This window comes from Streptomyces sp. NPDC007875, assembly GCF_042868035.1.
Classification (GTDB): domain Bacteria; phylum Actinomycetota; class Actinomycetes; order Streptomycetales; family Streptomycetaceae; genus Streptomyces; species Streptomyces antimycoticus.
The window spans coordinates 336,729-363,319 of the sequence record NZ_JBIADZ010000009.1; the positions used below are offsets into that span (position 1 = coordinate 336,729).

At 71.4% G+C, this 26,591-nt stretch carries 24 protein-coding genes; 10 read left to right on the top strand and 14 right to left on the bottom strand.

Going from position 1 to position 26,591, the window contains the following annotated elements; translation table 11 throughout:
- Positions 1 to 31 precede the first annotated feature (31 nt).
- The gene (locus ACFYOY_RS21320; RefSeq protein ID WP_388588813.1) at positions 32 to 1,681 is read right to left on the bottom strand and encodes a bifunctional 3-(3-hydroxy-phenyl)propionate/3-hydroxycinnamic acid hydroxylase; all 1,650 of its coding nucleotides are present in this window, start codon (positions 1,679 to 1,681) and stop codon (positions 32 to 34) included.
- Complete coding sequence (locus tag ACFYOY_RS21325) at positions 1,678 to 2,451, bottom strand: arylamine N-acetyltransferase (protein ID WP_351893859.1); 774 nt, start codon at positions 2,449 to 2,451, stop codon at positions 1,678 to 1,680. The genes ACFYOY_RS21320 and ACFYOY_RS21325 overlap by 4 nt, the downstream gene beginning before the upstream one ends.
- 255 nt (positions 2,452 to 2,706) lie before the next feature.
- On the opposite strand from ACFYOY_RS21325, the gene ACFYOY_RS21330 reads away from it, so the two are divergent.
- From ACFYOY_RS21330 to ACFYOY_RS21345, 4 genes are all read left to right on the top strand, one after another.
- Positions 2,707 to 3,939 carry a cytochrome P450 gene (locus ACFYOY_RS21330; protein WP_351893862.1) on the top strand — a complete coding sequence of 411 codons (1,233 nt, stop codon included), beginning with the start codon at positions 2,707 to 2,709 and terminating at the stop codon, positions 3,937 to 3,939.
- 73 nt (positions 3,940 to 4,012) lie between these two features.
- Positions 4,013 to 4,819, top strand: a complete 807-nt coding sequence (locus ACFYOY_RS21335; protein ID WP_351893865.1) for a methyltransferase domain-containing protein — start codon at positions 4,013 to 4,015, stop codon at positions 4,817 to 4,819.
- Between the two features lie 228 nt (positions 4,820 to 5,047).
- Positions 5,048 to 5,488, top strand: a complete 441-nt coding sequence (locus ACFYOY_RS21340; protein ID WP_014058911.1) for a PPOX class F420-dependent oxidoreductase — start codon at positions 5,048 to 5,050, stop codon at positions 5,486 to 5,488.
- A gap of 102 nt (positions 5,489 to 5,590) precedes the next feature.
- The gene (locus ACFYOY_RS21345; RefSeq protein ID WP_388588817.1) at positions 5,591 to 9,445 is read left to right on the top strand and encodes a CHAT domain-containing protein; all 3,855 of its coding nucleotides are present in this window, start codon (positions 5,591 to 5,593) and stop codon (positions 9,443 to 9,445) included.
- A 74-nt stretch (positions 9,446 to 9,519) separates the two neighbouring features.
- On the opposite strand, the gene ACFYOY_RS21350 is transcribed toward ACFYOY_RS21345, so the two are convergent.
- Positions 9,520 to 10,176 carry a maleylpyruvate isomerase N-terminal domain-containing protein gene (locus tag ACFYOY_RS21350; RefSeq protein WP_351893874.1) on the bottom strand — a complete coding sequence of 219 codons (657 nt, stop codon included), beginning with the start codon at positions 10,174 to 10,176 and terminating at the stop codon, positions 9,520 to 9,522.
- Positions 10,177 to 10,332: 156 nt separating this feature from the next.
- Positions 10,333 to 10,797: an Rrf2 family transcriptional regulator gene (locus ACFYOY_RS21355; protein ID WP_014058908.1), complete on the bottom strand. Its 465-nt coding sequence runs from the start codon at positions 10,795 to 10,797 to the stop codon at positions 10,333 to 10,335.
- Positions 10,798 to 11,007: 210 nt separating this feature from the next.
- Between ACFYOY_RS21355 and ACFYOY_RS21360 the strand changes: the two genes are divergently transcribed.
- A complete protein-coding gene (locus ACFYOY_RS21360) occupies positions 11,008 to 13,767 on the top strand; it encodes an FAD/NAD(P)-binding protein (protein ID WP_351893880.1) in 2,760 nt (919 codons plus the stop codon).
- A gap of 291 nt (positions 13,768 to 14,058) precedes the next feature.
- Positions 14,059 to 14,577 carry a lytic polysaccharide monooxygenase auxiliary activity family 9 protein gene (locus ACFYOY_RS21365; protein WP_351893882.1) on the top strand — a complete coding sequence of 173 codons (519 nt, stop codon included), beginning with the start codon at positions 14,059 to 14,061 and terminating at the stop codon, positions 14,575 to 14,577.
- 91 nt (positions 14,578 to 14,668) lie between these two features.
- Here ACFYOY_RS21365 and ACFYOY_RS21370 read toward each other — a convergent pair whose 3' ends face one another.
- Entirely contained in the window at positions 14,669 to 15,478 is an 810-nt protein-coding gene (locus ACFYOY_RS21370; protein WP_351893883.1) for an alpha/beta hydrolase, read from the bottom strand.
- Positions 15,479 to 15,530: 52 nt separating this feature from the next.
- Positions 15,531 to 15,989, bottom strand: a complete 459-nt coding sequence (locus ACFYOY_RS21375) for a cupin domain-containing protein (RefSeq protein WP_351893885.1) — start codon at positions 15,987 to 15,989, stop codon at positions 15,531 to 15,533.
- 130 nt (positions 15,990 to 16,119) lie between these two features.
- Between ACFYOY_RS21375 and ACFYOY_RS21380 the strand changes: the two genes are divergently transcribed.
- Positions 16,120 to 16,725, top strand: a complete 606-nt coding sequence (locus tag ACFYOY_RS21380; protein ID WP_351893887.1) for a TetR/AcrR family transcriptional regulator — start codon at positions 16,120 to 16,122, stop codon at positions 16,723 to 16,725.
- Positions 16,726 to 16,758: 33 nt separating this feature from the next.
- Here the strand turns inward: ACFYOY_RS21380 and ACFYOY_RS21385 are convergent, their stop codons facing one another.
- Positions 16,759 to 17,982 carry a DUF418 domain-containing protein gene (locus ACFYOY_RS21385; RefSeq protein ID WP_351893890.1) on the bottom strand — a complete coding sequence of 408 codons (1,224 nt, stop codon included), beginning with the start codon at positions 17,980 to 17,982 and terminating at the stop codon, positions 16,759 to 16,761.
- A 164-nt stretch (positions 17,983 to 18,146) separates the two neighbouring features.
- Here ACFYOY_RS21385 and ACFYOY_RS21390 point away from each other — a divergent pair, with 164 nt between their 5' ends.
- Positions 18,147 to 18,950 carry a TetR/AcrR family transcriptional regulator gene (locus tag ACFYOY_RS21390; protein ID WP_351893893.1) on the top strand — a complete coding sequence of 268 codons (804 nt, stop codon included), beginning with the start codon at positions 18,147 to 18,149 and terminating at the stop codon, positions 18,948 to 18,950.
- 76 nt (positions 18,951 to 19,026) lie between these two features.
- Here the strand turns inward: ACFYOY_RS21390 and ACFYOY_RS21395 are convergent, their stop codons facing one another.
- The 5 genes from ACFYOY_RS21395 to ACFYOY_RS21415 form a co-directional block, all read right to left on the bottom strand.
- Positions 19,027 to 19,488, bottom strand: a complete 462-nt coding sequence (locus tag ACFYOY_RS21395; RefSeq protein ID WP_351893896.1) for an ATP-binding protein — start codon at positions 19,486 to 19,488, stop codon at positions 19,027 to 19,029.
- 89 nt (positions 19,489 to 19,577) lie between these two features.
- Positions 19,578 to 20,612, bottom strand: a complete 1,035-nt coding sequence (locus tag ACFYOY_RS21400; protein WP_351893900.1) for an ABC transporter substrate-binding protein — start codon at positions 20,610 to 20,612, stop codon at positions 19,578 to 19,580.
- A 128-nt stretch (positions 20,613 to 20,740) separates the two neighbouring features.
- Complete coding sequence (locus tag ACFYOY_RS21405; RefSeq protein ID WP_351893903.1) at positions 20,741 to 21,544, bottom strand: ABC transporter ATP-binding protein; 804 nt, start codon at positions 21,542 to 21,544, stop codon at positions 20,741 to 20,743.
- Positions 21,517 to 22,326 carry an ABC transporter permease gene (locus ACFYOY_RS21410; protein ID WP_351893907.1) on the bottom strand — a complete coding sequence of 270 codons (810 nt, stop codon included), beginning with the start codon at positions 22,324 to 22,326 and terminating at the stop codon, positions 21,517 to 21,519. Before ACFYOY_RS21410 ends, ACFYOY_RS21405 begins: the two co-directional genes overlap by 28 nt.
- Positions 22,327 to 22,436: 110 nt before the next feature.
- Complete coding sequence (locus ACFYOY_RS21415) at positions 22,437 to 22,520, bottom strand: putative leader peptide (RefSeq protein WP_350203233.1); 84 nt, start codon at positions 22,518 to 22,520, stop codon at positions 22,437 to 22,439.
- A gap of 101 nt (positions 22,521 to 22,621) precedes the next feature.
- On the opposite strand from ACFYOY_RS21415, the gene ACFYOY_RS21420 reads away from it, so the two are divergent.
- A complete protein-coding gene (locus ACFYOY_RS21420; RefSeq protein ID WP_351893910.1) occupies positions 22,622 to 23,041 on the top strand; it encodes a YjbQ family protein in 420 nt (139 codons plus the stop codon).
- A gap of 98 nt (positions 23,042 to 23,139) precedes the next feature.
- A complete protein-coding gene (locus tag ACFYOY_RS21425) occupies positions 23,140 to 23,358 on the top strand; it encodes an EF-hand domain-containing protein (protein ID WP_208517458.1) in 219 nt (72 codons plus the stop codon).
- 41 nt (positions 23,359 to 23,399) lie between these two features.
- On the opposite strand, the gene ACFYOY_RS21430 is transcribed toward ACFYOY_RS21425, so the two are convergent.
- On the bottom strand, positions 23,400 to 25,859 hold the full coding sequence (locus ACFYOY_RS21430) for an ABC transporter permease (protein ID WP_351893916.1): 2,460 nt from the start codon (positions 25,857 to 25,859) through the stop codon (positions 23,400 to 23,402).
- Complete coding sequence (locus ACFYOY_RS21435; RefSeq protein ID WP_388588826.1) at positions 25,853 to 26,590, bottom strand: ABC transporter ATP-binding protein; 738 nt, start codon at positions 26,588 to 26,590, stop codon at positions 25,853 to 25,855. The genes ACFYOY_RS21430 and ACFYOY_RS21435 overlap by 7 nt, the downstream gene beginning before the upstream one ends.
- Between the last annotated feature and the right edge of the window lies 1 nt (position 26,591).

Genomic DNA, 26,591 nt, shown 5'->3' on the forward strand with positions numbered 1-26,591 from the left:
GCCCGGGATCCGGATCCCGGGCGCGGAGAGGTCACACCGGGGCCACCGCGCCGAGCTGCCGCTCCAAGTCCTCCACCAGCAGGGGAAGTTCGTCCGCCCGCTCGGCGATGCCGAACAGGTAGAAATCCGGACGCACCAGCACCGCCACCGCTCCCAGCCCGGTCAGGTAGGGCAGATACCGGCCCTCCACATCCACCACATCCCGCGGCCCCAGGTCGCCCGCGGGCGTGTCCGCGGGGACGATACGCACCACCCGGGCCCCGATGCTGTCGAGGAACTTCAGCCGCCGTGTGCCCAGCACCGGCACCACGTCCTGACCGCAGAGCAGGGCGAAGCCCGTGCCCACCACGTCGTCGAACAGCCCCGTCCGGTCGTGGTGGCCCACCCGCCACTGCGGCGCGGCCTCCCCGGCGTACGGCGCCGGCCGGCCTTGCCCGTCCCGCCGCAGCACCCCGTCGGATAGGGGCTTCACCACGGAGCGGCCCGAACCGCTCGGCCCCATGTTCCGCTTCCGCGCCGCCAGCATCGCCGCGTCCCGGTCCGCGGCCGCCTCACGGTCCGTCACGCACACCACCCGGCCCAGGCCCACCGACATCTTCACCGCGTGCTGCACATGGTCGCGTCGCTCGGTGGTGTAGGTGTCCAGCAGCGTCGGCGCCGCCTGACCGCCCAGCACCAGGTCCAGCTTCCAGGCCAGGTTCATCGCGTCCCGGAACCCCGAACACATGCCCTGACCGGCGAACGGCGGCATCACATGCGCCGCGTCCCCGGCCAGGAACATCCGCCCCGACCGCCACCGATGCGCCCAGCGGGCCTGGAACGTGTAGACCGCGTGCCGGTCCAGGACGCTGTTGCCGGGGGTCACGTCGAACAGCTTCAGCAGCTCCCAGGCCTGCTCCTCGGTGCCGAACCGGTCCGGCCCGTCCGCGGGCACCCGCATGAACTCGTACCGCCGGTGTCCCGGACCTGCCGATACCGCCGTGCGCGGGCGTGCCGGGTCGCAGATCTGCAGGTTGTTCGGCCGGAACTCGCGCTGCTCGTGCAGCCGTACGTCGCAGACCAGCCAGTCGTGGGAGAACCCCAGATCGGTCATGGTGGTCCCGGTGCGCTGCCGCACCAGGCTGTTCGCCCCGTCGCAGCCGACCACCCAGCGGCCGGTGAGGGGCGTCCTCACCCCGTCCGGGCCGACCACGGCCAGACGTACGTGGTCGCCGCCGTCGGTGAGCTCCACGGCCTCGTACCCGCGCAGGATCCGCAGGGCCGGCAGCGTCTCCCCGCGCTCGATCAGCCCCGTCTCCAGAGCGGGCTGAAAGGCCGACATCGCCTCCGGCCAGGTGCAGTGACCCTGGTCGGCCACCTCGAACTCGATCAGCGTCTCGCCCTTCGCGCTGCGCCAGGCGTAGTCGCGCGACGGCTCGCCGAACTCCCGCAGCTGGTGGCCGATCCCGGCCGAGGACAGGATGCGCGCGGCCTCGCTGTCGAAACCGACGGCGCGCGGAAGATTGAACGGCTTCGGCCAGCGCTCCACCACCGTCACCTGCCACCCGCGCTGCGCCAGCAGCACCGACAGCAGCTGCCCCACCGGCCCGTATCCGACCACAAGTACATCGGCCACCAGCGCATCGCCCTGCCGGGTGTCCGCCTCGTGCGCCACCACCATGTCCGCCTCCTTCCCGCTCATGCCCCGGCCAGGATCGAATCGACCACGCTTTGGTACTCGTCCGCCTTCACCAGCACCCTGATGTTTTCCACGCCGTCCTCGACGGTCAGATAGCGCTTGCCGATGAGCACCATCTGCCCGCCGTCGGTGGCCCGGCCGCGAAATGTGGTCCCGGCCAGCACGGAGTCCGCGGCATAGTCGTCCAGGCCGTCCAGCCGCACCAGGTCCCAGCCGGCGGGATCCGCCCGTTCGGGGCGGAACCGGTAGACCGGCTGCCAGTCGCCGCCCTTGAGCCGCCGCTCCAGCACCCGGTGGCCGCCACGGCGGGCCACGCGGTAGGAGCAGCCGTGCTGATGCTGCTCCTCATCCGACAGGCGCACCGGCTCCAGATACGACGGTCCGATGAAGCCGACGTCCACGAGATACGTCTGCCCGTCGAGGACGACCAGGTTGAAGGAGTGCTCGTCCTCCGGGCCGAAGTTGCCGTTCGCCAGCCGGACCGCCGCCGTGACCGTGCGCACGTCGAAGCCGAGTTCCGTCAGCAGGGCGTGGAAGAGCCGGTTGAGTTCGTAGCACACCCCGCCGTTGCCCCGGGTCACCACATGGTCGAAGACCTCGTCCAGGGGGACACCCGCCAGCCGCCGCGAGGCGGGCAGCCGGTCGGCGGCCGTCGCATTGTCATAAGGAACGGCCATCAGATGCCGCTTGTGCAATGTCCGGAGGGTGTCCAGGGTCGGCGCACTCTTCCCTTCGGCCCCGATGCGCTGCAGGTACGTCGTCGCGTCGAACATGGTCGTGTCACTTCTCCGTACGTGTGGTAGTCGGCCCGAAGAAACCCGTCGTCGCTAGTGATTCTTATGCGGTGAGCGCATGGGTCGCTCCCCTGACCATCCCCCTCAACTCCCCTGATGACGGCCGTGGTTGTGGGTAGGGCGGGGCCGTTGACAGGAGCACCGCCGGAGCAGGGGGGATGAGGGGGCTGGTTAGGGGAGCCGCCGAATGCCACCCGGGCAAGAATCCATGCAGGCCAAGGAAGCGAGGAAGCGATGACGGGCATGGATACGCCGGACGAGCATCAGGCCGAGATCGCGGAGTTTCCGATGCGCAGGGCGGCGGGCTGCCCGTTCGACCCGCCCCCCGGCCTACGGGCCATGCAGCGGCAGGGACCACTGACGAAGGTACGGCTGTGGAACGGCAGCACACCGTGGCTGGTGACCCGGCAAGCCGACCAGCGGGCGCTGCTGCGCGACCGGAGACTCAGCGCCGACTTCACCAAGCCCGGCTACCCGAGTCCCATCCCGATCGACAAAGACGCCACGTTCATCGCCAGTTTTCCGCTCATGGACGACCCCGAGCACGCCCGGCTGCGGCGGATGGTGCAGGGGCCGTTCGCCGTCAAGCGGGTGGAAGCCATGCGGCCCGCGGTGCAGCGGATCGTGGACGACGCGATCGACACCATGCTGGCCGGTCCCAACCCGGTCGACCTGGTGACGGCGTTCGCGCTGCCCGTGCCCTCCCTGGTGATCTGCGAGCTGCTCGGTGTGCCGTACGACGACCACGCCTTCTTCGAGACGAACAGCGCGGTCATGATCCGGCAGGACGTGACCCCCGAAGAACGGGCGGGGGCCAGCGAGCGGCTGCTCGACTATCTGCGGGTGCTGCTGCGCGCGAAGACCGCCGCCCCCGCGAACGACCTGCTCTCCGCGCTGGCCGCCCAGGTCGAGGCGGGTGAGCTGAGCAGTGAGGAGGCGGTCCAGATGAGCGTGCTGGTCCTCTCCGGCGGACACGAGACCACCGCGAACATGATCGCGCTCGGCACGGTCGCCCTCCTGCAACACCCCGACCAGCTCGCCCTGTTGCGCGGCACCGACGATCCCAAACTCATCGCCTCGGCCGTGGAGGAACTGCTGCGCTACCTGAACATCTCCCACACCGGAATGCGCCGGGCGGTACTGGCGGACGTCGAGGTCGCCGGGCAGGTCATCCGCGCCGGCGAGGGCATCATCATGGCCAACGACATCGGCAGCCGCGACCCCGATGCCTTCAGCGGCGACCCCGAGCGGCTGGACATCCGGCGCGATGCCCGCCGCCACCTGGCCTTCAGCTTCGGAGTGCACCAGTGCCTGGGCCAAACCCTCGCGCGCATGGAGCTGCAGGTCATCTACCGCACCCTCTACCGGCGCATTCCCACACTGAAACTGGCGACCGAACTGGAGAAGATTCCGTTCAAGCACGACGGGATCGTCTACGGCGTCTATGAGCTTCCCGTGGCCTGGTGATGTCCCTCGGACATGCACGTCCGAGCCGCGGGTGGACCAGACAGAGGATCCATCGATCAGGAAGGCAGTGCCCATGCCCGAGTCCACCCTGCCCGTGCCGGTGCCGGAAGCCGTCGGCAAGCTCTACGACGAGATCCTCCACGAGGAGCTGAGCTACGGCTTCGTCAACCGCCAGCTCCACATCGGCTTCTGGGACGACCCGGAGTCCGAGACCCCGTACGAGGAAGCGGCCGTACGGTTCACCGACGTCGTCATCGAGCGCCTCAAGGTGGACGCCACCGCCCATGTCCTCGACCTCGGCTGCGGGGTGGGCGGGCCGGGCCTGCAGATCGTGGAGCGCACCGGCGCCAGGGTCACCGGCATCAGCATCAGCGAGGAGCAGATCAAAGCCGCGAACAAGAACGCCGCCGAGGCGGGCTTCGCCGATCGCGCCGTCTTCCGCCACGCCAACGCGATGCAGCTCCCCTTCGAGGACGAGACCTTCGACGCGGTGATGGCGCTGGAGTCGATGGTCCACATGCCCGACCGTGAGCAGGTGCTCGGCGAGGTCTACCGGGTGCTGCGCCCCGGCGGCCGGCTCGTCCTCACCGAGTTCTTCGAGCGCGGCCCGCGCAAGGCCGAGCGGAACCCCGCCATCGACGGCTTCTGCAGGGTCTCCATGGTGACCCTGCCCGACGTCGACGACTACGTGCCGATGATGCACCGCAGCGGACTGCGGCTGCGAGAGCTGCTGGACATCACCGAGAACACCATGCAGCGCACCTTCCGGGAAATGTCCAACGCCCTTACCGAGATCGACCGTCCCGTCCGCTTCCAGCTGTCCGACCTGCTCGGGGTGGACGAGTTCGGCTGTCTCCTGGCCGTGGCCGGGCGTCCCTGATCAGCCCTCCCCGGCACGACTGAACCACGACTGAACCTCGCCGAGACGAGTGAACCTCGCCGAGACGAGTGAACCTCACCGGCCGACGCCGAGGCAGGGCGCGGAGCCGCCCCCGCCTCGGCGTCGGCCGGTGTGTGTTCGTCCGCGGTCGGGGCGGCGGGCAGTTCGGAACCCCGGTGGCCGGATATGCGTTGGACCGCTTGAACGATGAGTAAGGAGCGGAACCGCATGGCTGCCACGCTGGACGAGATCACACGTGCGTGGCTTCAGGAACCCAGGTTCTGGCAAGTGGCCACCCTGAACCCGGACGGGTCGCCGCAGTTGACCCCGATGTGGGCCGACCTGGAGGACGGCCTGGTGGTGATCAACACCTCGGCAGGGCGCATCAAGGAGGAGAACCTTCGACGCGATCCAAGGGTGTCACTGTGCTGTATGGACACCGAGGATCCGTATCACCGGGTGGAGATCCGGGGCCGTGCCGTCCGCTTCGTCGAGGGGGAGCCGGGCGTACACGTCATGGACCGTCTCGCGCAGAAGTACCTGGGCACGGAGACGTTCCCCTGGCTGGCCCCCGGCGAGGTGCGCGTGGCGGTGTACATCGAGCCGCACCATGTCCACCGCGTCGTCGGCGTCGAGAAGTTCCGGCCCGGAGTGCTGCCGGACGCCTGAGAACACACCCTCCCGCGGTCGCTCGGGTGTCACAGCCCTTTTCCGTCCCGTGGGAGGCTGGTCGTCAGCGGGTACGTGTCCGGGCACCGGGGGGAGTGCGGCATGGAGGACGAGCAACGGCGCCATGGCGAAGGTGAGGACGGTGCGCGGGCGCTGCGAGTGTGGACCGCCACTGCCGCCCGACAGGCCGGCGAGGTGTTGCGCCGAGCGGGGGGCGACCCGGGGCGGACCGTCGCGCTGGCCCATACGATCGAGCATATTGCCGCCATCGAGCAGCTGTTGCCCGAGGACGATCCGCTCCGGGACGGTTTCGTCCCCTTGCTCGGCATCCTGTTGTGCGTCCGGATCGGCAGCCGTGGGACGGACGACACGTCCGACGCCGCCCGGCGCGAACGGGAGTACGCGCTGCGTCATCTGCGCTGGGCCGACCGCACCAGACCGCTGACCGACCCGATCGCCGCGAAAGCCCGGGGAGCGCTGCTCCGGCTGCTCGTCCCCGCGCACTACGCGCGGGCCGTGCGGGCGGAGCGGCAAGACCCCCGCCAGGAGCCACGGCTGCGGGCCTCCGGCCCGCAGCCGCTGACCGCGTCCCTGCGGGAGGACCTGGCGGAGGCCAGGGAGGTCATCGAGCGCCTGGCCGGTGGCCCGAAAGATCCGGAGGTGCGTCGGCTCCTCGGGCTTCTCACGTCGGAGATCGAGCTGACGCTGTCGTCCGCCTCCGGCTTCTCGGCCCTGTCCGGGGAGAGTTCCGCAGCCGCGGCCGAGCAGTCCGATGTGGTGGCGTCGCAGGAGGAGGGCACGCCGAACCCGACCGGCACCGCCCCTCTCGCGGAAATCGGGGAAGCCGAGGGGAGCGGGGAAGCCGGGGAACGCGCCGACGACCCGCTGGCCGACGCCGTCCACACCGTGCTGGGCTGGGCCTCCGACGACCTGGCGCGGTTCACGGAGCTCCTGGTGTGGCTGTACAGGACCGCGGACCGCGCCACTGCCTCCCCCGAGGAGGCAGACGCGGAAGTGGCGGCCCTCGGGCTGGACCGACCGGCCTTCGAGCCGCTGCGCGAGCTGCTGACCGGGCTCAGGTCGGGCGAGGGTGACCCCCGGGAGCTGGCCCCGCGTGTCCGTCACGGCGCGGACGTCGCCCGGCGGGCCCTGGGGGAGCTGCCGGAGCGCACACCCGAACGGGCCCGCATCGCCAAGCTGCACGCCGTCCTGCTGGTGCACGCCAACCTTCTGGTGCCCGGCACGATGGACTTCGACGACGTGGACGAGGCCATGTCGGAGCCGGGGCCGGACCCCGAGGATTTTCCCGGCGGCCCGGGGTATGTCGGCCTGGCGCCGCGGCTGGCCGCACTGGTCGATGCCGTACGGGTGTCCCAGACCGGAGATCTGGCACACCTGGAGACCAGCGCCGCCCGGCTTCAGGAGATGATGGACACGTTGCCCGGGGACGGTGAGAGGGCCACGGCCAACCGTCGTGCCCTGGCCATCGGCCTGGCCGGGCGCCTCCATGAGGCGGCGACACTGGGGGGCAGCCTTCGGGCCGCCGACGCCGCCCGGACGATGGCCAGGGAATTGCGCGCCGCTCACGAGCGCGAGGGCTCACCGCCGTCCACGGACACGCTCACCTTGATGGTGTTCACCGCCCAGCATGAGCTGGCTCTGGCCCGCCGCAGCGAGGATCCCACCGTGCTGCCGCGCCTGGTCGAGGAGCTGACCGGCCTGTACGCCACCCTGCCGCCCGATCAGGAGAACCGCTTCGCGCTCGCCGCCACCCTGGCCGAGGTACATCAGGAACAGGCCGCCCGCAACCAGGATCCGGAAGAACTCCGCGCCGCGGCCTGGTACCTGAGGGAGGTCGTGGGGACCGACTCGCGGCGGATCGCCCCCATGCTCAGACCGTACTTCCCCACCGTGCGCACCTCCGCGCTGATCCAGCTGATCAGGATCGAGCCCAGCCGGGACGCCGCCGACGAGGCCATCGCGGAGGTCCACCGGATCCTCGAGGGACCGCAGCCCACCCCCCACGAGGAACTCCGGCTGCGGTATCAGCTCGGCCGGGCCCTGCTGCACGCGGCCCGCCACCTCGATGACCCGGACCTGCTCGACGTGTGCATCACCGAGCTGTCCCAGGTCCGTGAGATGTTCGCCCGGGGACACGGCTTGCCGCACTCCGCCGACGCCCTGACGCAGTTGTCCGAAGCCCACTGGCTGCGCCGTGAGCGCGGCGGTCCGAGCACCAAGGAGGACCGGGAGGCCGCCCTGGCCACCAGAAGCGAGGCGCTGGTCCGGCTGTCCGCCGACGTTCTCCTCCAACTCGGCTCCGAACACGGCCTGTCCGTGGCCCGCTTCGGGTCGGCACAGGCGCTGTGGTTGGCCTACTGGACCACCGTGTGTGACCGCCCGGGCGATGCGGTGGACGCGCTGGAGCTGGGCCGGGCCCTGGTGCTGCGGGCCGCGGCCGCGTCCCGTGGCATTCCCGAGCTCCTCGAAGCCCGGGGACACCCGGATCTGGCCCGGCAGTGGCGCGCCGAGGTCGCCGCGGACGCGCCCCAGCCCGATACCGCGGACCCGCTTCAGCCCGGCACCCCGGCCACGCCGAGCGGTCAGTCCACCGGGCCGCAGATCCCGGGCACGCTGCGGCGCAGGGCACTGGAAGCGCTGGGCGCGGGCAGCGGCGCGGACGCCTGGAAACTGCTCGGCCCCCCGGACCTGCCGTCACTGACCGCCGGTCTCACCGCCGCCGGGGCCGATGCGCTCGTCTACCTCGTCCCCGGGCAGCGCCCCGGCATGCCCGGTTTCGCCCTGATCCTCCGCCCCGGCACCGGCGACGCGCAGCCCACCGTCCTGAAGCTGCCGCTGCTGACGCCCGGCAGCCCGCCACTGGAGCGCTACCTCGACGCCACCGCCCGGCGCTCCCGGACAACCGCCGACGCCTCGGCCGACATGGGCCCGCAGATGGAGCGGGACGGGCAGTGGGAAGCGGCGTTGCGCGACCTGTGCGACTGGGCCTGGCCCGCCGCGATGGGCCCCGTCCTGGCAGCCGTGGGCCCGCTCGCCCGGCCGCCGCGGATCGTGCTGGTGCCGTGCGGGCCCCTCGGCGCGGTCGCCTGGCACGCGGCCCGCACCCCGTACGGGACCGCCGCGCGCGAGCACCGGTACGCCTGCGAGGACGCGGTGCTCAGCTACGCGCCCTCCGGCGCCGAGTTCCTGCGGGCCGCGACCCGGGACCGGCTGCCCACCACCGCCGGGCAGGTGCTGGTCGCCGACCCCGAACTCAGCCTCGTATGGGCCGAGATCGAGGCGGAGGCGCTGCGCGCGGCCTGCTACCCCGACGGTCTTCGCTACGGCGAGTTCCCCACGGCCACCGACGGCGACGCGCCGGGCACCCCCGAGGACATTCTCGCCGTCCTGCCCGGCGGCGGCTCCCCGGTCGCCGTCCTGCACATCTCCTGCCACGCCCTGGCCGGCCCGGATCCCACGCGTTCGGCACTGTGGCTCGCCGCCCCACCGGCCGGTCCCGAGGACGCCGGACGCCTGACCGTGGCCCGTATCCTGGATGGCGCGGCCACCGGGCAGCCCGACGCCGCGGGCCCGTTGGTGGTGCTCAGCGCCTGCGAGACGGACCTGAGCACCCGCGACCACGACGAGGCCCTGACCCTGTCCACCGCCCTGATCGCCCGCGGTGCGGCCGATGTCATCGGCTCGCGCTGGGCCGTCCACGACGCCACGACGGCCCTGATGATGGCCGTCTTCCACGACTTCGTCACCAGGCAGGGCCTCGCCCCGGTGGACGCCCTGCGCGCGGCCCAGCTCTGGATGCTCGACCCGCGGCGCGAGCCACCGCCCACCCTCCAAGGAGAGCTCTGCGACGAAGCCGTCCGCACCGACCTCGACCGCGTCCACCTCTGGGCCGCCTTCACCCATCAGGGCAACCCGGCGGCCCGGCGCCCGGGCTGAGGCGGATGGCAGGGGGCGCGGGACAGCAGGGCGCGGGCCGCCAGGCGGGAGGGGCGACGACGGCGGCCGGCGGACTATCCGAGGAAGAGCGGGAATTTCGCGGCCAGCTTGCCCAGTTCGGCCTGCTCCGCGTCGGTTGCGGCTCGCCGGCCGGTGCCGACCAGCAGTGCGTCCGTATCGGACCACGACGCGGGGAACGCCGCCCCGGCGATCCGCTCCAGCATCTCGCGTGCCCCGGCGAGGCTCTCGGCGGGCGGTTCCGCCGCGCCCGGGAGGTGTGCGATCAGGTCGAGGTGGTGCAGGGTCCACTCAAGCACGTACACGGAGAGGTAGTCGCCCGCGGTGAACACCTCGTCGCGGGTGCTGACCCAAAGACCCGGGTCGGCGAGCCCGGCCGCGCGCCCGGCGGCGGAGCCGACGTCGTCGAGGTGGAACTTCAGCAGCCACGGCTCCTCGTACGCGGCGGCCATCCGGACGGTCAGCGCGTCGAGCGGGTCATCGCCGGTCGGCGGCGTTGCGGCGACCTCCCAGTAGGTGACCGCGTTGCGCGTCGGTTCCGTCTCGGCGGGCGTCACGAGGGTGATCAGGACGTCCTGGGCGTCGATGATCAGGTGGCACACCAGGTCCCGTACGAGCCAGCCGGCACAGCCGGACGGCCGGGCGAAGTCCTCGTCCGGGAGCTCGGCGACCGCCGTGCGCAACGCCGTCCACGCGCGTGAGAAGAGATCCACGGCCGCAAGCTAGCAGCGCGTGGCCCGCCCGGCGAGCGATTTCTCCTCCACCGCGAATGACGGACCCCGGCCCGCGGAACGGGAGATGCGCGGGGCGTCGGCGGGTTCCGCCGGGCCGGCCGCGTCCGAGCCGCCGAGGCCGTCGGCCCCCGGCGGTCACGTGTCGTAGTGGCGGACGTCGTCGAGGTATTCGCGGGCCCGCGCCTGGACCAGCGGGGGCAGTTCACCGGCGGCCAGATCCGCGAAGGTGGTCTTCTCCAGCACCTGCCGCAGACTCGCCCGCACCGCGCGCCACACATCCGGGAGCACCGCCGCCGCTCCCGGGTACTCCAGACCGCTGAGGCCCACGTCCCGTACGTTGGCCAGCGGGCCGTCCATGGCGCGGATCGCGTCGGCGAGGGTGATCTCCTTCGCCGGGCGCGCCAGCAGATATCCCCCTTCAGGGCCCCGCACACTGCGCACCAGATGGGCCAGGCGCAGCTCCCGCAGGATGCCGAAGAGGAAACGCAGTGGAATGTCCTGCCGGGTCGCCACCTGCTCGGCGGTCAGGGGTGAGCCCTCCGCGGCCGCCAGTTCGGCCATCGCCCGGACGGCATAGTCCGACTTGGCTGTGATCCGCACCTGGGCAAGTTATCACGCACGTCCGTTTCATGAGCCGAGGCACCATACCACCGGCTTGGACACCGGATTCCGGCCAAGGGCTCACCGCCGTTCTTCCATCAGTTCACCAAGTTCATTGAATTGGTGCACTTAGCTGGCTACGGTACCGGTTGCGTGAGCGGGGCACCGGTTCTGCTCGACCGCCGGTTCCCGGGAAGCAGGAGGTATCACATGGCATCGCCAGAGCCGTGTACGACGTCAGGGCCGTGTACGAGGACCGTCGCCATCGTGGGCGCGGGCGCCGCCGGTGCGCTGGTGGCGATCCAGCTCTGCGAGACCGCGGCTCGCCGCCGTACCCCGTTCGAACTCCTGCTGATCGACCCGGCCCCGGAGGCGGGGCGTGGCATCGCCTATTCCACCCTCGACCCGCGCCACCGTCTCAATGTGCCCGCGGGCAAGATGAGCTGCTACCCCGACGACCCCGGACACTTCGTGCGGTGGCTGTGCCACCACGGTGAACCGGGCGTGCGCGGCGGCGACTTCGCGGAGCGCTACCGCTACGGCGCCTACCTCGCCGACACCCTCGGGCGAGCGATCATGGCGGCGCAGGGCGTCGTCACCGTCCGCCGGTTGCGCACCCGCGCCACCGGCTGCCGCTGGACCACCCTGCCTGGCGGGGAGCCGACGGCCCGGCTGGAGCTCGCCGACGGCCGGACCGTCGACGCGCACCGCGTGGTGCTGGCCACCGGACCGTCCCGCGCGAACGCCGAGTGGGCGCCGGAGGCGCTGCGCGGCAACGACCGCTTCATCGCCGATCCCTGGGCGCCGGGCGCCTTGGACGCCGCTCTCGGCCAGGGCGACAAGGAGGATGTCCTCCTCGTCGGCACCGGGCTGACCTCGGTGGACATCGCCATGACGCTCGACCGCCCCGGCCGCACGGTGCACACCGTCTCCCGTGGCGGACGGCTGCCGCAGGCGCATGCGGTGGACCCGCTGCCCGCCGCCGCGTGTGCGGCACCGCTGCACGGCCTGCCCCTGCCCGCGCTGCGCGCCGCGGTACGTCAGCACATCGGCCGCGTCATGCAGACCCATGGCGACTGGCGGCCCGCGGTGGACGGGCTGCGCCCGGTCACGGCCGAGATCTGGGCATCGATGTCCACCGAGGAGCGGGCCGAGTTCGTGGCACGGTACGGCTCCTTGTGGAACACCCACCGCCACCGTATGCCCCCGGCCACCGCGGAGGCGGTGGGGCGCATGCGCCGCACCCGGCGAATGCGGACGTACCAGGGGCGGCTCGCTGCCGCCTCGGCGCGGCCCGACGGCTCCCTGACGGTCTCCCTCACCACCGGCGACGGCCCGCGAACACTGCCCGTGGGCTGGGTGGTGGACTGTACGGGGCCGGGCCTGCGGCTGTCGGACACGGCCGACCCGCTGTGGCGGAGCCTGCTCGACCAGGGCGCCGCAGTGCCCGGCCCGCTGAGCATGGGCGTCGCCACCGACGACGGACGGTTGCACGGCGCCGACGGCGGTACCACACGCCCGCTGTGGACCCTCGGCGCTCCCCGCCGTGGCGAGTTGTGGGAAACGACCGCCATCCCGGAGATCCGAGCGCAGGCCGCCACCATCGCCGAGGCCGTCCTCGACCCGTGGACGGCCCCCGCCCTCCCGGCCGGTGGCGGCCCCGCCCGGCGCCGGACACGTCGGCCCACGGACGCCTCCGGTTTCCCCCTCAGTACCCACGCGGCCGCCGCCACCGCCTATCGCCTCGGGGTGGACCGGCTGCTGAAGGTCCGGACCGGGGTCCCGCAGGCGCTCCGCCGCTCCGTGGCGCTCGACCCCGGATTCGCCCTGGCCCATGCCGCGCTCGCGCTCATCGGCCATGAGTGCGGGGCCGACGTGGACGTTTCCCGCGCCCTGGCCGATGCCCGGCGCGCGGTGCGCGAGCGGGCCGGTGACTACGAGCGCTCCTTCGTGGACGTCGTCTCCCGCCGTGTCCTGCACACGCCCGCGGACGGCGACGCCGCGCTCCTGCGCCACCTGGAGGAGTACCCGGGCGATGCGCTGGCGCTCGCCGTCGGGGTGCCCACCATCGCCTTCTCCGGTCTGCGCGATCTCGACGGCACCACCGCGCTGCGCGTGGTCGAGCGGACCGCCCCGGCGCACGGGGGAAGCTGGTTCCACACGTCCCTGCTCGCCTTCATGCGCCAGGAGGAGGGGCGTTACGACGAGGCCGGAGTCCTGGCCGAGCAGGCGCTGGCCGCCGAGCCCGCCTCCGGGCATGCGATGCACGCACTGGCCCATGTGCACTATGAGCGCGGCGACCACGAGGCCGGCCGTGAGCGACTCGGGCGATGGCTGGCGCACCAGGGCCGGGGCGGTACCCACCGCGCCCACTTCTCCTGGCACGCCGCCCTGCATGAACTCGCCCTCGAGGACACGGCGGCGGTCCGCCGCCGGTGGGCGGAGCAGCTCTCTCCCGGGAAGGTGGACGGGGTCCGCGCCCTGGTCGACTCCGGTTCGCTGCTGTGGCGAGCCCGGCTGGCGGGCGCGTGGCAGGGGCCGTTCCCGATCGGCGACGTCCTGGACACGGCTCCCGTGGACGTCCTGGAGCGTCCGGCCACCGCGTTCGTCGCCCTGCACGCCGCCATCGCCCTCACCGCCGCGGGCGACCTGCCGGGGCTGCGGCGGCTGCGGGTCCACGCCCTGCGCGCCGACCAGGTGCAGCGGAGCGTCATCGCCCCGCTGTGCGCGGCGTTCGAGGACATCCTCGAAGAGCGCTGGACCGAGGCGGCACGCGGTTTGGAGCGGCTTCTGCCACGGCTCCCCGGTGTCGGTGGCAGCGCGGCGCAGCGTGAGATCGTCGAGGAGACGCTGCTGTTCGCGCTCGTGTCCGCAGGGCGTTGCGATGCGGCCCGGGGTCGCCTGGAAGAGCGGCTGGACCGCCGTTCGTCCCCCCACGACCGGCGACGGCTGACCGCCCTCTCGTCCTGAACTCCCTCTCGTCCTGAGCCTTTTCTTGTCCTGACCGCCGGGTGCCCCGGCCCAAGGGGTGGTGAGGGCGGTGACGACGGCGGGGATGACAGTGGACCAGACCACATCCGTCTCATGTCTTGACCGTGAACGGACAGACGGTATGGTCTAGACCTAGTGCGGGCGTAGATTCGCGACCGCCTTCGCGGCCCATGAAGCGTTCCGTACAGCCACCCCCCACATCCCCCCACATCCTGACCTTCGGTAAGGGCTTCCCGTCCGGCGTGGCGCCCTCACCGCTAAGGAGTTGGCATGAACATGAAACGCAGGGTGTCCGTTTTCGTCGGCGCGGGTATAGCGCCCCTGATCGCGCTGAGCCTCCCGGCGGGCGAGGCAAGCGCGCACGGCTACATCTCGAACCCGCCGAGCCGTCAGGCACAGTGCGCCGCCGGGACCGTGGCCTGTGGCGACATCAAGTATGAGCCGCAGAGCGTCGAAGGTCCCAAGGGGCTGACGAGCTGCAGCGGTGGCAATTCGCGGTTCGCCGAACTCGATGACGACAGCAAGGGCTGGGCCGTCACGCCCGTCCCGTCCAAGGCGAGCTTCACCTGGAAACTGACCGCGCGTCACGCGACCAACACCTGGCAGTACTTCGTCGGCGGTCAGAAGATCGCGGAGGTCAACGACGGCGGGGCGCAGCCGGGCGAGACCGTCACCCACCAGGTCGACTTCGGCGGTCTGCAGGGCAAGCAGAAGGTTCTCGCGGTCTGGAACATCGCGGACACCTCCAACGCCTTCTATGCCTGCATCGATGTGAACGTCGGCGGCTGAACGTACGCCATTGAACGCCGGGCCGGTCGCCACCGAGGCGGCCGGCCTTCGCCGTGCGCACGGCGTAGGCGCGGGGCCGGTGACGGGCCGCTCAGGGGCGCGGTCGGCTGGTGGCGTGGGCGTCGGCGAAGTCCCAGACCACCGGCAGCAGTTGCCCGGGCGTCTCGGACTGGGGCATATGGCCGGTGTCGGGCAGCAGTCGGAACTCCGCATCCGGGACGGCCTCGGCGTACGCACGTCCGTAGTCGGCGTCCACGACCTGGTCGCTCGCGCCCCATGCCACCAGGGTCGGGTGGGCGACCTTGGCCAGGCGCTCGGCCAGAGTGGGATCGGCCATGGCGTGTGGGCCCGAATACACCTGGAGGGTGGCGCGGTTGGCGGCCATGACCGCGCGCTGCGCCTCGGAGAGCGCGCCGGGGTCGAAGCGGAACTTCGAGGGGTCGTGGAAGGAGAGGTGGGACAGCTCGACCGGCGTCAGGTCGAAGGTGTCGGCGATCGGGTGGCCGGGAACGTGGATCCCGACCGCGTTGACCAGGGTGACGCTGCTGATCCGGTCGCTGCCCAGTGTCGCCAGTTCGGCGGCGATCCAGCCGCCGATGGAGTTGCCGACGACGGCCACGTCCCGTAGATCGAGTGCGTCGAGCAGCTGCGCGTAGATCTGGGCCAGGGTGGTGACGTCGGTCAGCCGGCCGGGGCGGGCGGTGCCGTCGAAGCCGGGGTGGACGGGGGAGAACACCCTGGCCGGCCGCTGCTCGGCGAGGAGGCCGGCGAACGGGGCGACGGTCTGCGGGCCGCCGCCCCCGTGCAGGAGGAGGAAGGGGTGTCCCTGCCGGCCGTGGCGGTCGACCGTGACATCGAGGGTGCCCTGGTCGAGGGTGAGGGTATGGGTGGTGCGGGTCATGTGCCGCTCCTCAAGTGGACTGATTCCTGCGTGAGTTGGCCGAGCCCAGACGTCATGCGAAGTCGGTGGCGGGGACCGTGGCGTAGCGGCTCATGGCCGCGACGGTCGCCTCCGGGGTCAGTTCCCGGCCGTCGGCGATCATGTTCCGCAGGTCGCGGAAGTACTGCACATACAGGTCGGGTGTGAAGGTGTTGAGCACCACCGCGTGGGTGTCGCCGTGGTTGGCGAAGGTGTGCGGGGCGCCGGGCGGGATCATCACGAGCGTGCCGGCCGGGGCCACATGGGTCGTCTCCCCGACGGTGAAGTGCACAGTGCCGGAGATGACGTAGAAGCCCTCGTCGTGTTCGGCGTGGCGGTGCTGGGGTGGCCCCTGGGTGTGCGGGGCGATGGCGATCTCTCCGATGCCGAGGCGGTGCCCGGTGGTGCTGCCGTCCTCGAGGATGCGCATCCGCGTGGGGCCAAGCTGGATCGCCTCGCCGTCGTCCGGGCCGACCACGGAAACCCTGTTCATCGCTGCCTCCTTCGTGAGAGCTGACTCTCATGAGAGTAGGGAGAGTGAACCGCGTTATGCAAGTCCACTCTCATGACGAGAGTGAGTTGCTACGATGGCGGTCGGAACGAACAGGAGGAGGGATTCTGCGATGACTGCGCAGGCGGGTACCGGCCGCACCAACCAAAAGCAGCGCACCCGCACGGCGATCGTGGCGGCGGCCCGCGAACTCATCGGCACGGGCGCGGAGGTGACCATGCCGCTGGTGGCCCGCGCGGCTCTGGTCTCCGAGGCCACCGCCTACCGGTACTTCCCCGACCTCCAGTCGCTGATCAGCGAGGCGTTGGCGGGCGTCTGGCCGTCTCCCGCCGAGGCGCTCGCGCCGGTCGCGGACTCCGCCGACCCCGTCGAGCGCACCGCCTTCGCCTGCGAGTTCCTGCTCCGCGGCGTGCTCGCCCGCGAGGGGGCGGTACGGGCGATGATCGCGGCCACCATCACCAAGCCAGCCACCGCGACCGCGCGGCCCGGAATCCGTTTCGGGCTCATCGAGCATGCGCTCCGGCCGCTCGACGGCACCCTCGGGGCGACGGATCCGGAAGCGTTCGCCCAGCTCAAACGGGATCTCGCGGTGGTCGTGAGCGCCGAGGCGCTCTTCACCCTCATGGATCTGTGCGGGCTCGATCCGCAGACCGCCGTGGCCAGCGCCGTGCGCACCGCGACCAGCTTGACGCAGGCCGCGGTGCGCACGATCGAGTAGCGGTTCGGGGTGTCACCGGGCGCCACGGAGCGGCTACCGGGGTCCGTACGTAAGCCTCCGCAGCACCTTCTCGGCGGGCCCTGGAAGCGAACGGCGCTGCAGGAGATAGGCCCCGGCCACCGTGGCGAGCCAGACCAGGGCGGCGCTCAGGCAGGCGGTGAGCGTCGGGCTGCCGGTGCGCTCTCCGAGTGCGAGGGCGAAGGGGGAGAGCAGCAGCACCCATGCGAGGGACTGGAACAGGTAGCCGCTCAGCGACCGCTGGCCCAGGGCCGCAAGCGCCGCCACCGGGAGCTTCGGCGGCGCGTCGGAGCGGGCCTTCGACAGCCGCAGGGCCAGGAGCCCGAAGAGCGCCACGTATCCGGGGCCGCCGAACTGGCCGCTCACCTCGTACAGCATCAGGAACGCGTCCGCGGTGGAGCCGTCGACATGCACGAATCCCGCGCTGACGAGGCCGATCGGCACCCCGCCCGCGAAGGCGATGCCGAGGGCGATTACCGCGGTGCGGGTCAGCAGGCGCCGGTGCCGGGCCGGGTCCTCCAGTACGCCCCGGCGCGCGGCCCACGCGCCCAGCCAGACGATCACGATGAACGGCACGACGGTCAGCGTGTGGATCGGCCACTCGCCGAGCCGGTCGGCCACGGACGCGGCGTAGTCGGGGGCCGAGAGCGAATCCACACCGTCCGTCGGCACGGCGGCGGAGCCTGACGTGCTCTTCGCGGCGTGGTACACGGCCATGGCCGCCACTACGGCGACGTAGACCACCATCCAGCCCCACAGCCACAGCACGACGCGCTGCACCCGCTCGCCGCGGCGCAGGAGCAACAGGGTGAAGAGGATGCCGACGATGCCGTAGGCCCCGAGGAAGTCACCGAAGTTCAGCAGCGCGGCGTGCACGAGGCCGAAGGCGATGAGCCAGGCGTTGCGCCTGAGCAGCACCGAGCGCGCCGCGCCGGGCCCGGCGCCCTGTGCGTCCTGTCTGCGGGTGAGCTGCACCAGTCCGTAGCCGAACATCACGGCGAACATCGGATAGGCGCGAGCGTGCACGAAGACGAACATGGCGAGGTTGAACCCGCGCTCCCAGCCGTGGGGGGACGCCTCGGCGCCCGGCTGGTTGCCGAAGGTGAACACCGCGGCGTTCGCGAGCGCAATGAACAACAGCATGGTGCCCCGGGCCAGGTCGGGCGCCAGGGCCCGTTCGGTCCGGCGCACAGGGCCCCGTGCGGGGCCCGTGACCTGGGGCTGCGTTATGGCTGTCACCTGGAACTCTCTCCGTCCTGACATGAGGGCCCATGGGGCAACGGGACATGAGCGAGCCCTCGGCGCACCGCTTAGTATAAGGGATAATCTATATGGGTAAAACTAAGTAGCCGTGCGCCATGATGTACCTGGTGAGCAACCGAGGTACGAGAAGGAGAAGCGCCATGTCGGCCGACCAGGAGGAGGCGCCCGCCGAGCTGGCCCGCCTGTGGAGGCTCCCGGTATCGGCCTCGGGCCTCGGCCGGCCCGCCGCGCTCGACACCGAGCGCGTGGTGCGTACGGGGGTGGAACTGGCGGACCGCGACGGGCTGCCTGGCGCGACGCTGCCGAAGATCGCGAAGGAGCTGGGCGTCTCCCCGATGTCCCTCTACCGCCATGTCGGATCCAAGGACGAGCTCCTCGTCCTCATGCGGGACCTGGCGCTCGGCGCTCCGCCCGACGTCGAGACCGCTCCCGACCGATGGCGGGCGGGGCTACGGCAGTGGACCATCGCCCAGCGCCTGGTCAACCACGACCGCCCCTGGCTTCCCCGGCTCCCCATCGCGGGGCCGCCGATGGGACCTCATGAGATCGCGTGGATGGAAGCGGGCCTGAGCACGCTGAGCGGCACGGCACTCGACTGGGCCGCCAAGGTCGGCAGTCTGACCCTGCTCAGCGGCTATGTGCGCCACGCCTCCCTGCTCGCCCAGGAACACGCGCAGGGCAGGAGCGAGACGGGCCTGAGCCAGGAGGAGACCGAGCGGGCCTATGGCAGGACCCTGGCGCGGCTGATCACCCCGGAACGCTTTCCGCAGGTGGCGCTGCTTTTCTCCTCGGGCCTGTTCGAGGCGGCGCCCGATGGCGCGTACGACGACCCGGCGACCGACCATGACTTCGTCTTCGGCCTCGAACGCGTCCTCGACGGGATCGCCGTGGCCGTCGACCGTGCGCGGACGGCGACGGAGACGGGGGAGGGGGCGACGCCGTAACGCGAGGGCTCGCGCGGCTCCGCGGCTCGGGCCCGGCGGCCCGGGCGGGGCGTCGTCAGGTGGGTGGCGGAGCAGGTCAACTCGGTGTCGGGGCAGTGGCATGCCCCCGCGCCCGCCCTTGCCGGGCGACGATCACGTTCACGGTCTTGCCGCCCGGCTCCTCGTTCACGGCCGTGGCCGTGGCCATGTCGCAGATCATCGCCCAGCCGAATCCGCCGCCCTCTCCGCGGACATCCGGAGTGCGCCGATGGGGTGGTACGCGGCTGGCATCACCCACGGCGATGGCGATGGCGTCAGGCCGGGCCGACAGGCGCAGCGTGCAGAACCGGCCGCCCGAGTGCCGTACGGCATTGGTGACAAGCTCCGAGACGACCAGCACCACCGCCTCGGCGGCGCCCTGATCCGGCGCCGGATGCAGGCTTTCCAGGAAGGTGCCGGTGAGTTGCCGTGCGTGCGAGGCCGCTTCGGGGCGGCACTCCAGGGTTGCCCGCAGCGCGGACGGCGGGGTAGCCGTCCGCTGGGCCGTGGCGGTGTGCATGACGCTCACCTCGTTTCATCGGGTGTGTTTCGCGCGGTTGACGATGCAGACGCGCTTACCCGATGCGACGCTTCTGAAAAGGGGCGTCCTCAGGATCCCTTTCCATAGGTGCGCGGTGCGGAGGTGGACGGCGGCAGATCGCCGTTGAAACGGGTGTCCACGTAATCGGCGAACTGGAAGCGGCGCGGGGTGAGCTTCAGCTTCGCGAAGGCGTCCGCGATCTCCTGCTCAGAGGCGACGGCGGGCTTGTCGACGGCGACGTACACCCGGGTGCCGTTGGTCCGCTTCACGGAGTCCAGCGCCACCTGGTACGGCAGCCCGGTCTCCTTGCCCCAGACCTTGGCCCACTCCTCGGGGTGCTCGTAGACCCAGTCCTGGGCCCGGCGCAGCCGCCCGAGATAGTCCTTGACGACCTTCGCCTTCTTCTTGTCCTCGAGGGAGGCGGGGTTGGCGACCTGGAAGTTGAGGCCGTTGACCACGCCCTTGCCCGTGGTGAGGACCCGCCCGTCCGACTGGCGCAGCGCCTGGGAGGTGTACGGGTCCCAGACGGCCCAGGCGTCCACCTTGCCGCGGGTGAAGGCGGCCAGGGCGTCGGCGGGCTGCAGGAACTTGACCTGCACGTCCTTGATCGAGAGCCCGGCCTTGGCGAGCGAGGCGACCAGCTGGTAATGGGCCGAACTGCCCTGAGCGACCGCCACCGACCTGCCCTTGAGGTCGGTGGTCTTCTTCAGCGGCGACCCCTGCTTGACCAGGATCGCCTCGCCGTCGGCCGTGCCGTGCTTGGCGGCCACGACCTTGATGTCGGACTTGGCGGCCGCGGCGAAGACGGGCGGGGTGTTTCCGACCCCGCCGATGTCCACGGCCTTGGCGCTCACGGCCTCCAGGATCGGCGGGCCGGAGGTGAACGTCGACCACTTGATCTTGTAGGGAAGGTTGTCGAGCTGCCCGGCGGCGCGCAGCACCGCCTCGTCGTTGCCCTTCTGGTCACCGACGTTGAGGGTCACATCGCCCTTGCCGTCGGTGCTGCCGGAGGAGCCGGAGCCGTTGTGCGGCGACGAGCTGACGCATGCGGACAGCAGCAGGGCGAGGGGGAGGGACAGGGCGGGGAGGATGCGCCGTCTCATGTCAGCAGGGTCCGTTCGGGAGGGTCGGGAAGTGCGGTAGTACGAGAAGTGCGGGGAGTGCGGGGAGATCGCGAGAGGGCGCGATCGGGTGAAGACATGGGGGCGGTACGGGGGAAACCAAGCAACCCTCAGGCGGCCTTGTGGACGGCCGGTTCGGGCGCCTTCACACCCAGCCGGTCCAGAAGCTCGGTGCGCAGCTCGGCGAGGAGCGGATCGGCGATGTCGCGCGGCCGGTCCCGGTCCACCCGGATCTGATGCGCGATGACACCCGTGTCCATCACCAGGACGCGATCGGCGAGCAGCAGCGCCTCCTCCACGTCATGCGTGACCAGCAGCACCGCGCAGCCGCGCCGCTGCCACAACTCGGCGACCAGCTGCTGGGCCGTGATCCGGGTGAGCGCGTCCAGCGCGCCGAACGGCTCGTCCAGCAACAGCAGATCGGGCTCGCGCACCAGCGCACGGGCGAGCGAGGCGCGCTGGGCCTCACCGCCGGAGAGGGTCTTGGGCCAGGCGTCGACGCGGTGGCCGAGACCGACCTCCTTCAGTGCCTGCTCGGCCACGGCCCGCCCCGGGCGGCCGGGCAGCCCGAGCAGCACATTGCGCCAGACCCGCTTCCAGGGCATCAGCCGCGGCGCCTGGAAGGCGACGGCCTTGCGGCGCGGCACCAGCACCTCGCCCTCGATCTCCCGATCGAGCCCGGCGAGCACCCGCAGCAGCGTGGACTTGCCGCAGCCGCTGCGGCCGAGTAGTGCCACGAACTCGCCCGCCTCGACGTCGAGTTGAAGGTCGTCGATGACCGAGCGGCCGTCGAACGAGCGGGTCAGCGAGCGAACGCGTACCGCCGCATCGCCGGTCTCACCCGCAGCCTTCCCCTTCCCCTTCTCCAACTCCTTCTCCGGGGAGTTCACTTGCCGGTGAAGTTCGGTCGCCATTGCAGCAGCAGCCTCTCCAGAGTACGGACGATGAAATCGGCGAGCAGGCCGAGGGCGGCGTAGACGATCAGGCAGACCACGATCACATCGGTCTGGAAGAACTCCCGCGCGCGGTTGAGCAGAAAGCCGATCCCATCATCGGCGTTGATGGTCTCGCCGAAGACCAGCGCCAGCCAGGCGGTGGCGAGCGAGTAGCGCAGCCCGGTCATCGCGCCGGGGAGCGCCCCGGGCAGCACCACATGGCGGATCAGCCCCCAGCGGCCGAGCCCCAGGGCGGTCCCGGCCTCGATGAGCTGGGCGTCCACGCCGCGGATGCCCGCGTAGACGTTCAGATAGAGATGGAAGGTGACGCCCAGTGCGATGAGCGCGATCTTCGGGGCCTCGCCGATGCCCATCCAGATGATGAACAGCGGGATCATGCCGACCCAGGGGATGCTGCGCAGCATCTGCACGCTCGCGTCGACGAGGTCCTCGCCGAGCCGGGAGAGCCCGGAGATCAGTGCGAGCGCGACGCCGATCACCCCGCCGATCACCAGCCCGATCAGCACCCGCTGCACCGACACCAGCATGGCGTGCGGGAGGGTGCCGTCCTTGAGCAGGTCGGAGGCGGTACCGGCGATGGTGCCGGGCGACGCCAGGATGTCGGAGGGCAACACACCGGTGGCGCTGGACACTTGCCAGAGCGCCAGCAGCAGAAGGGGTCCGGTCGTGCGGCGCAGCCAGCGCGGCACGGGGCGGCGGCGCGCGGAGAGCGGCACGACCGGTTCGAGAACCGGGGACATGGGGGCTCCACAAAAGGGGTACGCCTCGATGCCCGTACGCCACGACGGTCAGCTCGGTACGACGGAACGGGACAGAGGCGAGCGGGAGGAGTGGGGAGGGAGAAGAAACGTCAGCGGAGGCCGGGACACGCGGCGGACGCCACCCGCAGCAGGTCGATATGACCGCGTGTGGTGAGCAGGGCTGACGTAGACATGCCCTTGAAGTTAGCGACGGCGTCCGGAACCGGTCAACGGTGTCTTGCCCCTCGGACCTTTGTTGCGGGAGTTTTACGCGGCGGCGTACCAGGATGGTTCCATGAGCACATTCCGTACCCACACCATCAACGTCACCACGGGCTCCACCGAGACCGTCGCCGACCTCACCGCCGACTGCGAGGCGTATCTAGGGGAGGTGGCGGGCGGCGGCGACGGCCTGCTCAACATCTTCGTCCCGCATGCCACGGCCGGGATCGCGATCCTGGAGACGGGCGCCGGCAGCGACACCGATCTGCTCCTCGCGCTGCGCGATCTGCTCCCTGCCGACGACCGCTGGCGCCACCGCCACGGCAGCCCCGGCCACGGTCGCGACCACGTCCTCCCCGCCCTCGTACCCCCACACGCCACCCTCCCGGTCATCGGTGGCGGGCTGGCGCTGGGCACCTGGCAGTCGGTGTGCCTGGTCGATACGAACGTCGACAACCCGGACCGCCAGGTCAGGCTGAGCTTCCTGGGCTAGACAGCCCTGTCCGGATGCCGCCTCGGCGTGATGGAGGGGCCCGTGGACGGCCGGGATAGTCTGGGCCCGTCAGCCAAGATCGTACATAGGCGGAGCACATGACAGACATCATGGAGACAGCGGCGCGCACGGTGTTCGAGCGCTACGACCTCGACGGGGACGGTCTGGTCACCGCGGATGAGTTCCGACAGGTCGTCGCGGAGTTGGAGGGCCAGGAGATCACCGCGGCGGCGGCCCAGGCGCTGATCGACTCGCTCGACACCAACGGCGACCGCCAGATGTCCTTCGAGGAGTTCTGGGCGGCCATGAACCGCTGACACTGCTGCCTCCGGCACGTGAGCGTGCCGGAGGCAACGGGTCACTCCCGTAGGCCCGCCAGTTCCACTGCCCGGCGACGCAGGGCGAACGCGGCGGGGACGACCGACGAGATCACGCCGAGTACCGCACAGGCGCCGACGACCGCGCCGATGGCCGTCCAGGGGATGTCGATCGTGGCCCACACCGACAGCAGCGCCAGAGCACTCCACATGCCCACCAGGTTGAGCCCGGCGACCAGGAGGCCCAGGACCGCGCCGACCGTGACCACCGTCAGCGCCTCGGCTCCCACCAGCCGCAGCACCTGCCACGTGGTGGCTCCGGCCAGGCGCAGCACGGCCAGGTCGCGGATGCGGTCGGACGTCGCCATGACCATCGTGTTGGCCAGGGAGATGCCCGTGTAGAGGAGGGCGATGCCGAGGACCAGGAGCAAGCCGAGCCGGGTCGTCCGGTTCGTGGCCTTGGGGTGACTCGCCTTCAGCCATTGGTCTTTGGTGAGGACATGTCCGCCGGTGGTGTGCACCGCGGCGCGCAGCCCGGTGGCCGCGGTCTGCGCGTCGGCGCCGCGGGTGAGGGCGACGTCGATCCGGTCGACGGTAGCGCCCGGCGCGTTGCGCGGGGTGACGTAGACCCCGTTGTTGCCGGTGCCGGTGGCCATCACCGCCGCGATCCGCAGCGACCTCTTCGTGCCGTTGCCGAGCCACACCCGCACATGCTCGCCCACGGTGTGCCGCTGCCACTCCTCGTTGACGATGATCGAGTCGTCATCGAGATCGCTTGTCCTTCCGGCATGGATGGGCAGCCGGGTCGTGGCGGCGAGCGGGCCAGGGTCTGCGGCATGAGCGTCGGACGTGACGAGCGACGTACCGTCCTCCAGGACATGGACGGCGCTCGAAGAGGTCGCGGACACCTCGACGCCGGGCACCTCGCGCAGTCTTCGCAGCGTCGCCGTATCGAATCCCGCCCCGTCGGCGGGGGTGATGACGAATGCGGCGGCCATCTGCTGACGTGCCTCGGTGGCCCTGGCCCGGTTCAGTGTGGCGGTGGCGCCCAGAAGTGAACCGGCGAGGGCGACCGTGACCAGTACGGGTGCCGCGACGGCGGCCGTGCGGCGTACACCGGCGGCGGCATTCTCCCGCACCAGCATGCCGCCGGCACCGGGCAGCCGGGCCGGAAGCCAGGTGATCAGCCGGGTCAGCGGTCGCACCACCACCGGCGCGAGCAGCGCGACCGCCGTGATCAGCAGCATCGGCCGGCTCACATAGGTCTTCCGATGCAGCAGCTCACCCGGGTCCGTGACCAGGGCCAGGCACAGTGTCACGGTGGCCGTCACCAGCAGGGCCAGGCCGGACAACCATCGCCCCCGGGGCATCGTCCCGTTGTCCACGGACGCCTCGCGCAGTGCCTGTGCGGGGCCGGTGCGACCGGCTCGCCAGGACGCGGCTGCCGCGCCGCACAGCGCGATGAGCAGCCCCGTCCAGAAGGCCATGTGGTACGGCCAGGTGTGGTCGCCGATGGTGAACCAGCTCGGCGCGAGACCACCGTCGACCACCCAGTCGGCCAGCCGCGGCGCACCGTACGCGCCGATCAGACAGCCGGTGGCCGAGGCGAGCACGCCGACCACGAGGGCTTCGGCGAAGACCATCCGGCGGATCTGGCCCGGCGTCGCTCCCGCCGTGCGCAGCAGCCCGAGCTCCCGGCGCCGCTGGGCGACCGCGAACGCGAAGGTGGAGGCCACCACGAACACCGACACGAAGGCGCTGACACCGCCGGCCGTGCCGAACATGGCGTTCATCGCGGTGAGGGCCTCGCTGTCCCGGTCCGGGGCGGGTTCGGCGTAGCGGCGTCCCTCCCCGGTGAGGACCCGGACGCCGTCGCTGCCGCGCACGGCCTCGCGTACGGCTGCCGGGTCGGCGTCCACGACGAACTGGAGGGAGACCGGCGACAGTTGGGCTGCGCGTGCGTCGGTGTAGAAGACGGCGTTCTCGAAGTCGCGCCTCGCGACGGTTCCGACAACATGTACGGTGCCGCGTTCGGTCCGTACGCGCTCGCCCGGCTTCGCCCAGGCTCCGCTGACCACGACCTCGTCGGCCGCGCGGGGCGGGCGTCCGGCATCGATCCGGTACGGGGTGAAGGCGGCAGTCGACCAGGGATGCCCCACCAGGTCCTTTGGCCCGCCCCGCGCGCGTACGGTGAAGGACCGGTCCGCGACGACGGTGCCGAGCCTTCTCAGCTGCGCGACGGTCTCGGCGGGCACGGCGCGCGGGTGTGCCAGCTTCTGGGCCCGGACGCCGACCGAGGTGGGCACCCGCAGCGTGTCGGCCCCTTTGACCACGACCGGTGCGGCGGCGAACCGCTCGGGTGCACGGTCGGGTGCGTCCAGCGACGAGGCGAGCGCCAGGCCCATCACCGCGGTCAGCGCGACGCCGAGCGAGAGGGCGACGAAGCTGCCGACACAGGTGACCCAGCGAGTGCGCAAGGTGCCCAGGGTGACGCTCAGCACGGCACGGCCTCCAACGTGGCCATGCGCGCGGCGATGGTGTCGGCGCCGGCCCCGGCCAACTCACCGCTCACCCGTCCGTCGACGAGGAAGAGCACACGGTCGGCGTAGGAGGCGGCCACCGGGTCATGCGTGACCATGATGATCGTCTGGCCCTCGCTGTCGACCATGCCGCGCAGCAAGGTCAGCACCTCACGGCCGGTCCGCGAGTCGAGGGCACCGGTCGGTTCGTCGCCGAAGAGCACATCGGGCCGGGTGATCAGAGCGCGGGCCAGGGCGACGCGCTGCTGCTGGCCGCCGGACAGCTCCGTCGGCCGGTGCCGCGCCCGTTCGCCGAGCCCGACCTGCTGGAGCACCTCACGTACCCGGGCCGTGGAGGGGCGGTGGCCGGCGAGGCGCAGGGGCAGGGTCACGTTCTGCTCGGCGGTCAGGGACGGCAGCAGGTTGAACGCCTGGAACACGAACCCGATGCGCCGGCGGCGCAGCAGGGTCAGCTTGGTCTCGCTCAGCGTCGCCAGCTCGGTCCCGCACAGGGTGACCGATCCCGATGTGGGGCGGTCCAGTCCCGCGGCACACTGCATCAGGGTCGACTTGCCCGAGCCGGAGGGGCCCATGACGGCGGTGAACGTTCCCCGGGAGAACGAAAGCGAGACCTGGTCGAGCGCCGTCACCGCGCCGTCGCCGGTACCGTGGCGTCTGCTGACGGAGCGCATCTGGATCGCCTCATCGTTCATG

Bases quoted from the DNA above. Each gene is read 5' to 3' on its own strand.
- ACFYOY_RS21340 (WP_014058911.1), top strand. From the start codon at position 5,048: ATGGCTGCCACGCTGGACGAGATCACACGTGCGTGGCTTCAGGAACCC.
- ACFYOY_RS21370 (WP_351893883.1), bottom strand. From the start codon at position 15,478: ATGACCCGCACCACCCATACCCTCACCCTCGACCAGGGCACCCTCGAT.
- ACFYOY_RS21435 (WP_388588826.1), bottom strand. From the start codon at position 26,590: ATGAACGATGAGGCGATCCAGATGCGCTCCGTCAGCAGACGCCACGGT.
- ACFYOY_RS21320 (WP_388588813.1), bottom strand. From the start codon at position 1,681: ATGAGCGGGAAGGAGGCGGACATGGTGGTGGCGCACGAGGCGGACACC.
- ACFYOY_RS21345 (WP_388588817.1), top strand. From the start codon at position 5,591: ATGGAGGACGAGCAACGGCGCCATGGCGAAGGTGAGGACGGTGCGCGG.
- ACFYOY_RS21380 (WP_351893887.1), top strand. From the start codon at position 16,120: ATGACTGCGCAGGCGGGTACCGGCCGCACCAACCAAAAGCAGCGCACC.
- ACFYOY_RS21395 (WP_351893896.1), bottom strand. From the start codon at position 19,488: ATGCACACCGCCACGGCCCAGCGGACGGCTACCCCGCCGTCCGCGCTG.
- ACFYOY_RS21425 (WP_208517458.1), top strand. From the start codon at position 23,140: ATGACAGACATCATGGAGACAGCGGCGCGCACGGTGTTCGAGCGCTAC.
- ACFYOY_RS21365 (WP_351893882.1), top strand. From the start codon at position 14,059: ATGAACATGAAACGCAGGGTGTCCGTTTTCGTCGGCGCGGGTATAGCG.
- ACFYOY_RS21390 (WP_351893893.1), top strand. From the start codon at position 18,147: ATGTCGGCCGACCAGGAGGAGGCGCCCGCCGAGCTGGCCCGCCTGTGG.
- ACFYOY_RS21420 (WP_351893910.1), top strand. From the start codon at position 22,622: ATGAGCACATTCCGTACCCACACCATCAACGTCACCACGGGCTCCACC.
- ACFYOY_RS21360 (WP_351893880.1), top strand. From the start codon at position 11,008: ATGGCATCGCCAGAGCCGTGTACGACGTCAGGGCCGTGTACGAGGACC.
- ACFYOY_RS21330 (WP_351893862.1), top strand. From the start codon at position 2,707: ATGACGGGCATGGATACGCCGGACGAGCATCAGGCCGAGATCGCGGAG.
- ACFYOY_RS21375 (WP_351893885.1), bottom strand. From the start codon at position 15,989: ATGAACAGGGTTTCCGTGGTCGGCCCGGACGACGGCGAGGCGATCCAG.
- ACFYOY_RS21415 (WP_350203233.1), bottom strand. From the start codon at position 22,520: ATGTCTACGTCAGCCCTGCTCACCACACGCGGTCATATCGACCTGCTG.
- ACFYOY_RS21325 (WP_351893859.1), bottom strand. From the start codon at position 2,451: ATGTTCGACGCGACGACGTACCTGCAGCGCATCGGGGCCGAAGGGAAG.
- ACFYOY_RS21410 (WP_351893907.1), bottom strand. From the start codon at position 22,326: ATGTCCCCGGTTCTCGAACCGGTCGTGCCGCTCTCCGCGCGCCGCCGC.
- ACFYOY_RS21400 (WP_351893900.1), bottom strand. From the start codon at position 20,612: ATGAGACGGCGCATCCTCCCCGCCCTGTCCCTCCCCCTCGCCCTGCTG.
- ACFYOY_RS21335 (WP_351893865.1), top strand. From the start codon at position 4,013: ATGCCCGAGTCCACCCTGCCCGTGCCGGTGCCGGAAGCCGTCGGCAAG.
- ACFYOY_RS21405 (WP_351893903.1), bottom strand. From the start codon at position 21,544: ATGGCGACCGAACTTCACCGGCAAGTGAACTCCCCGGAGAAGGAGTTG.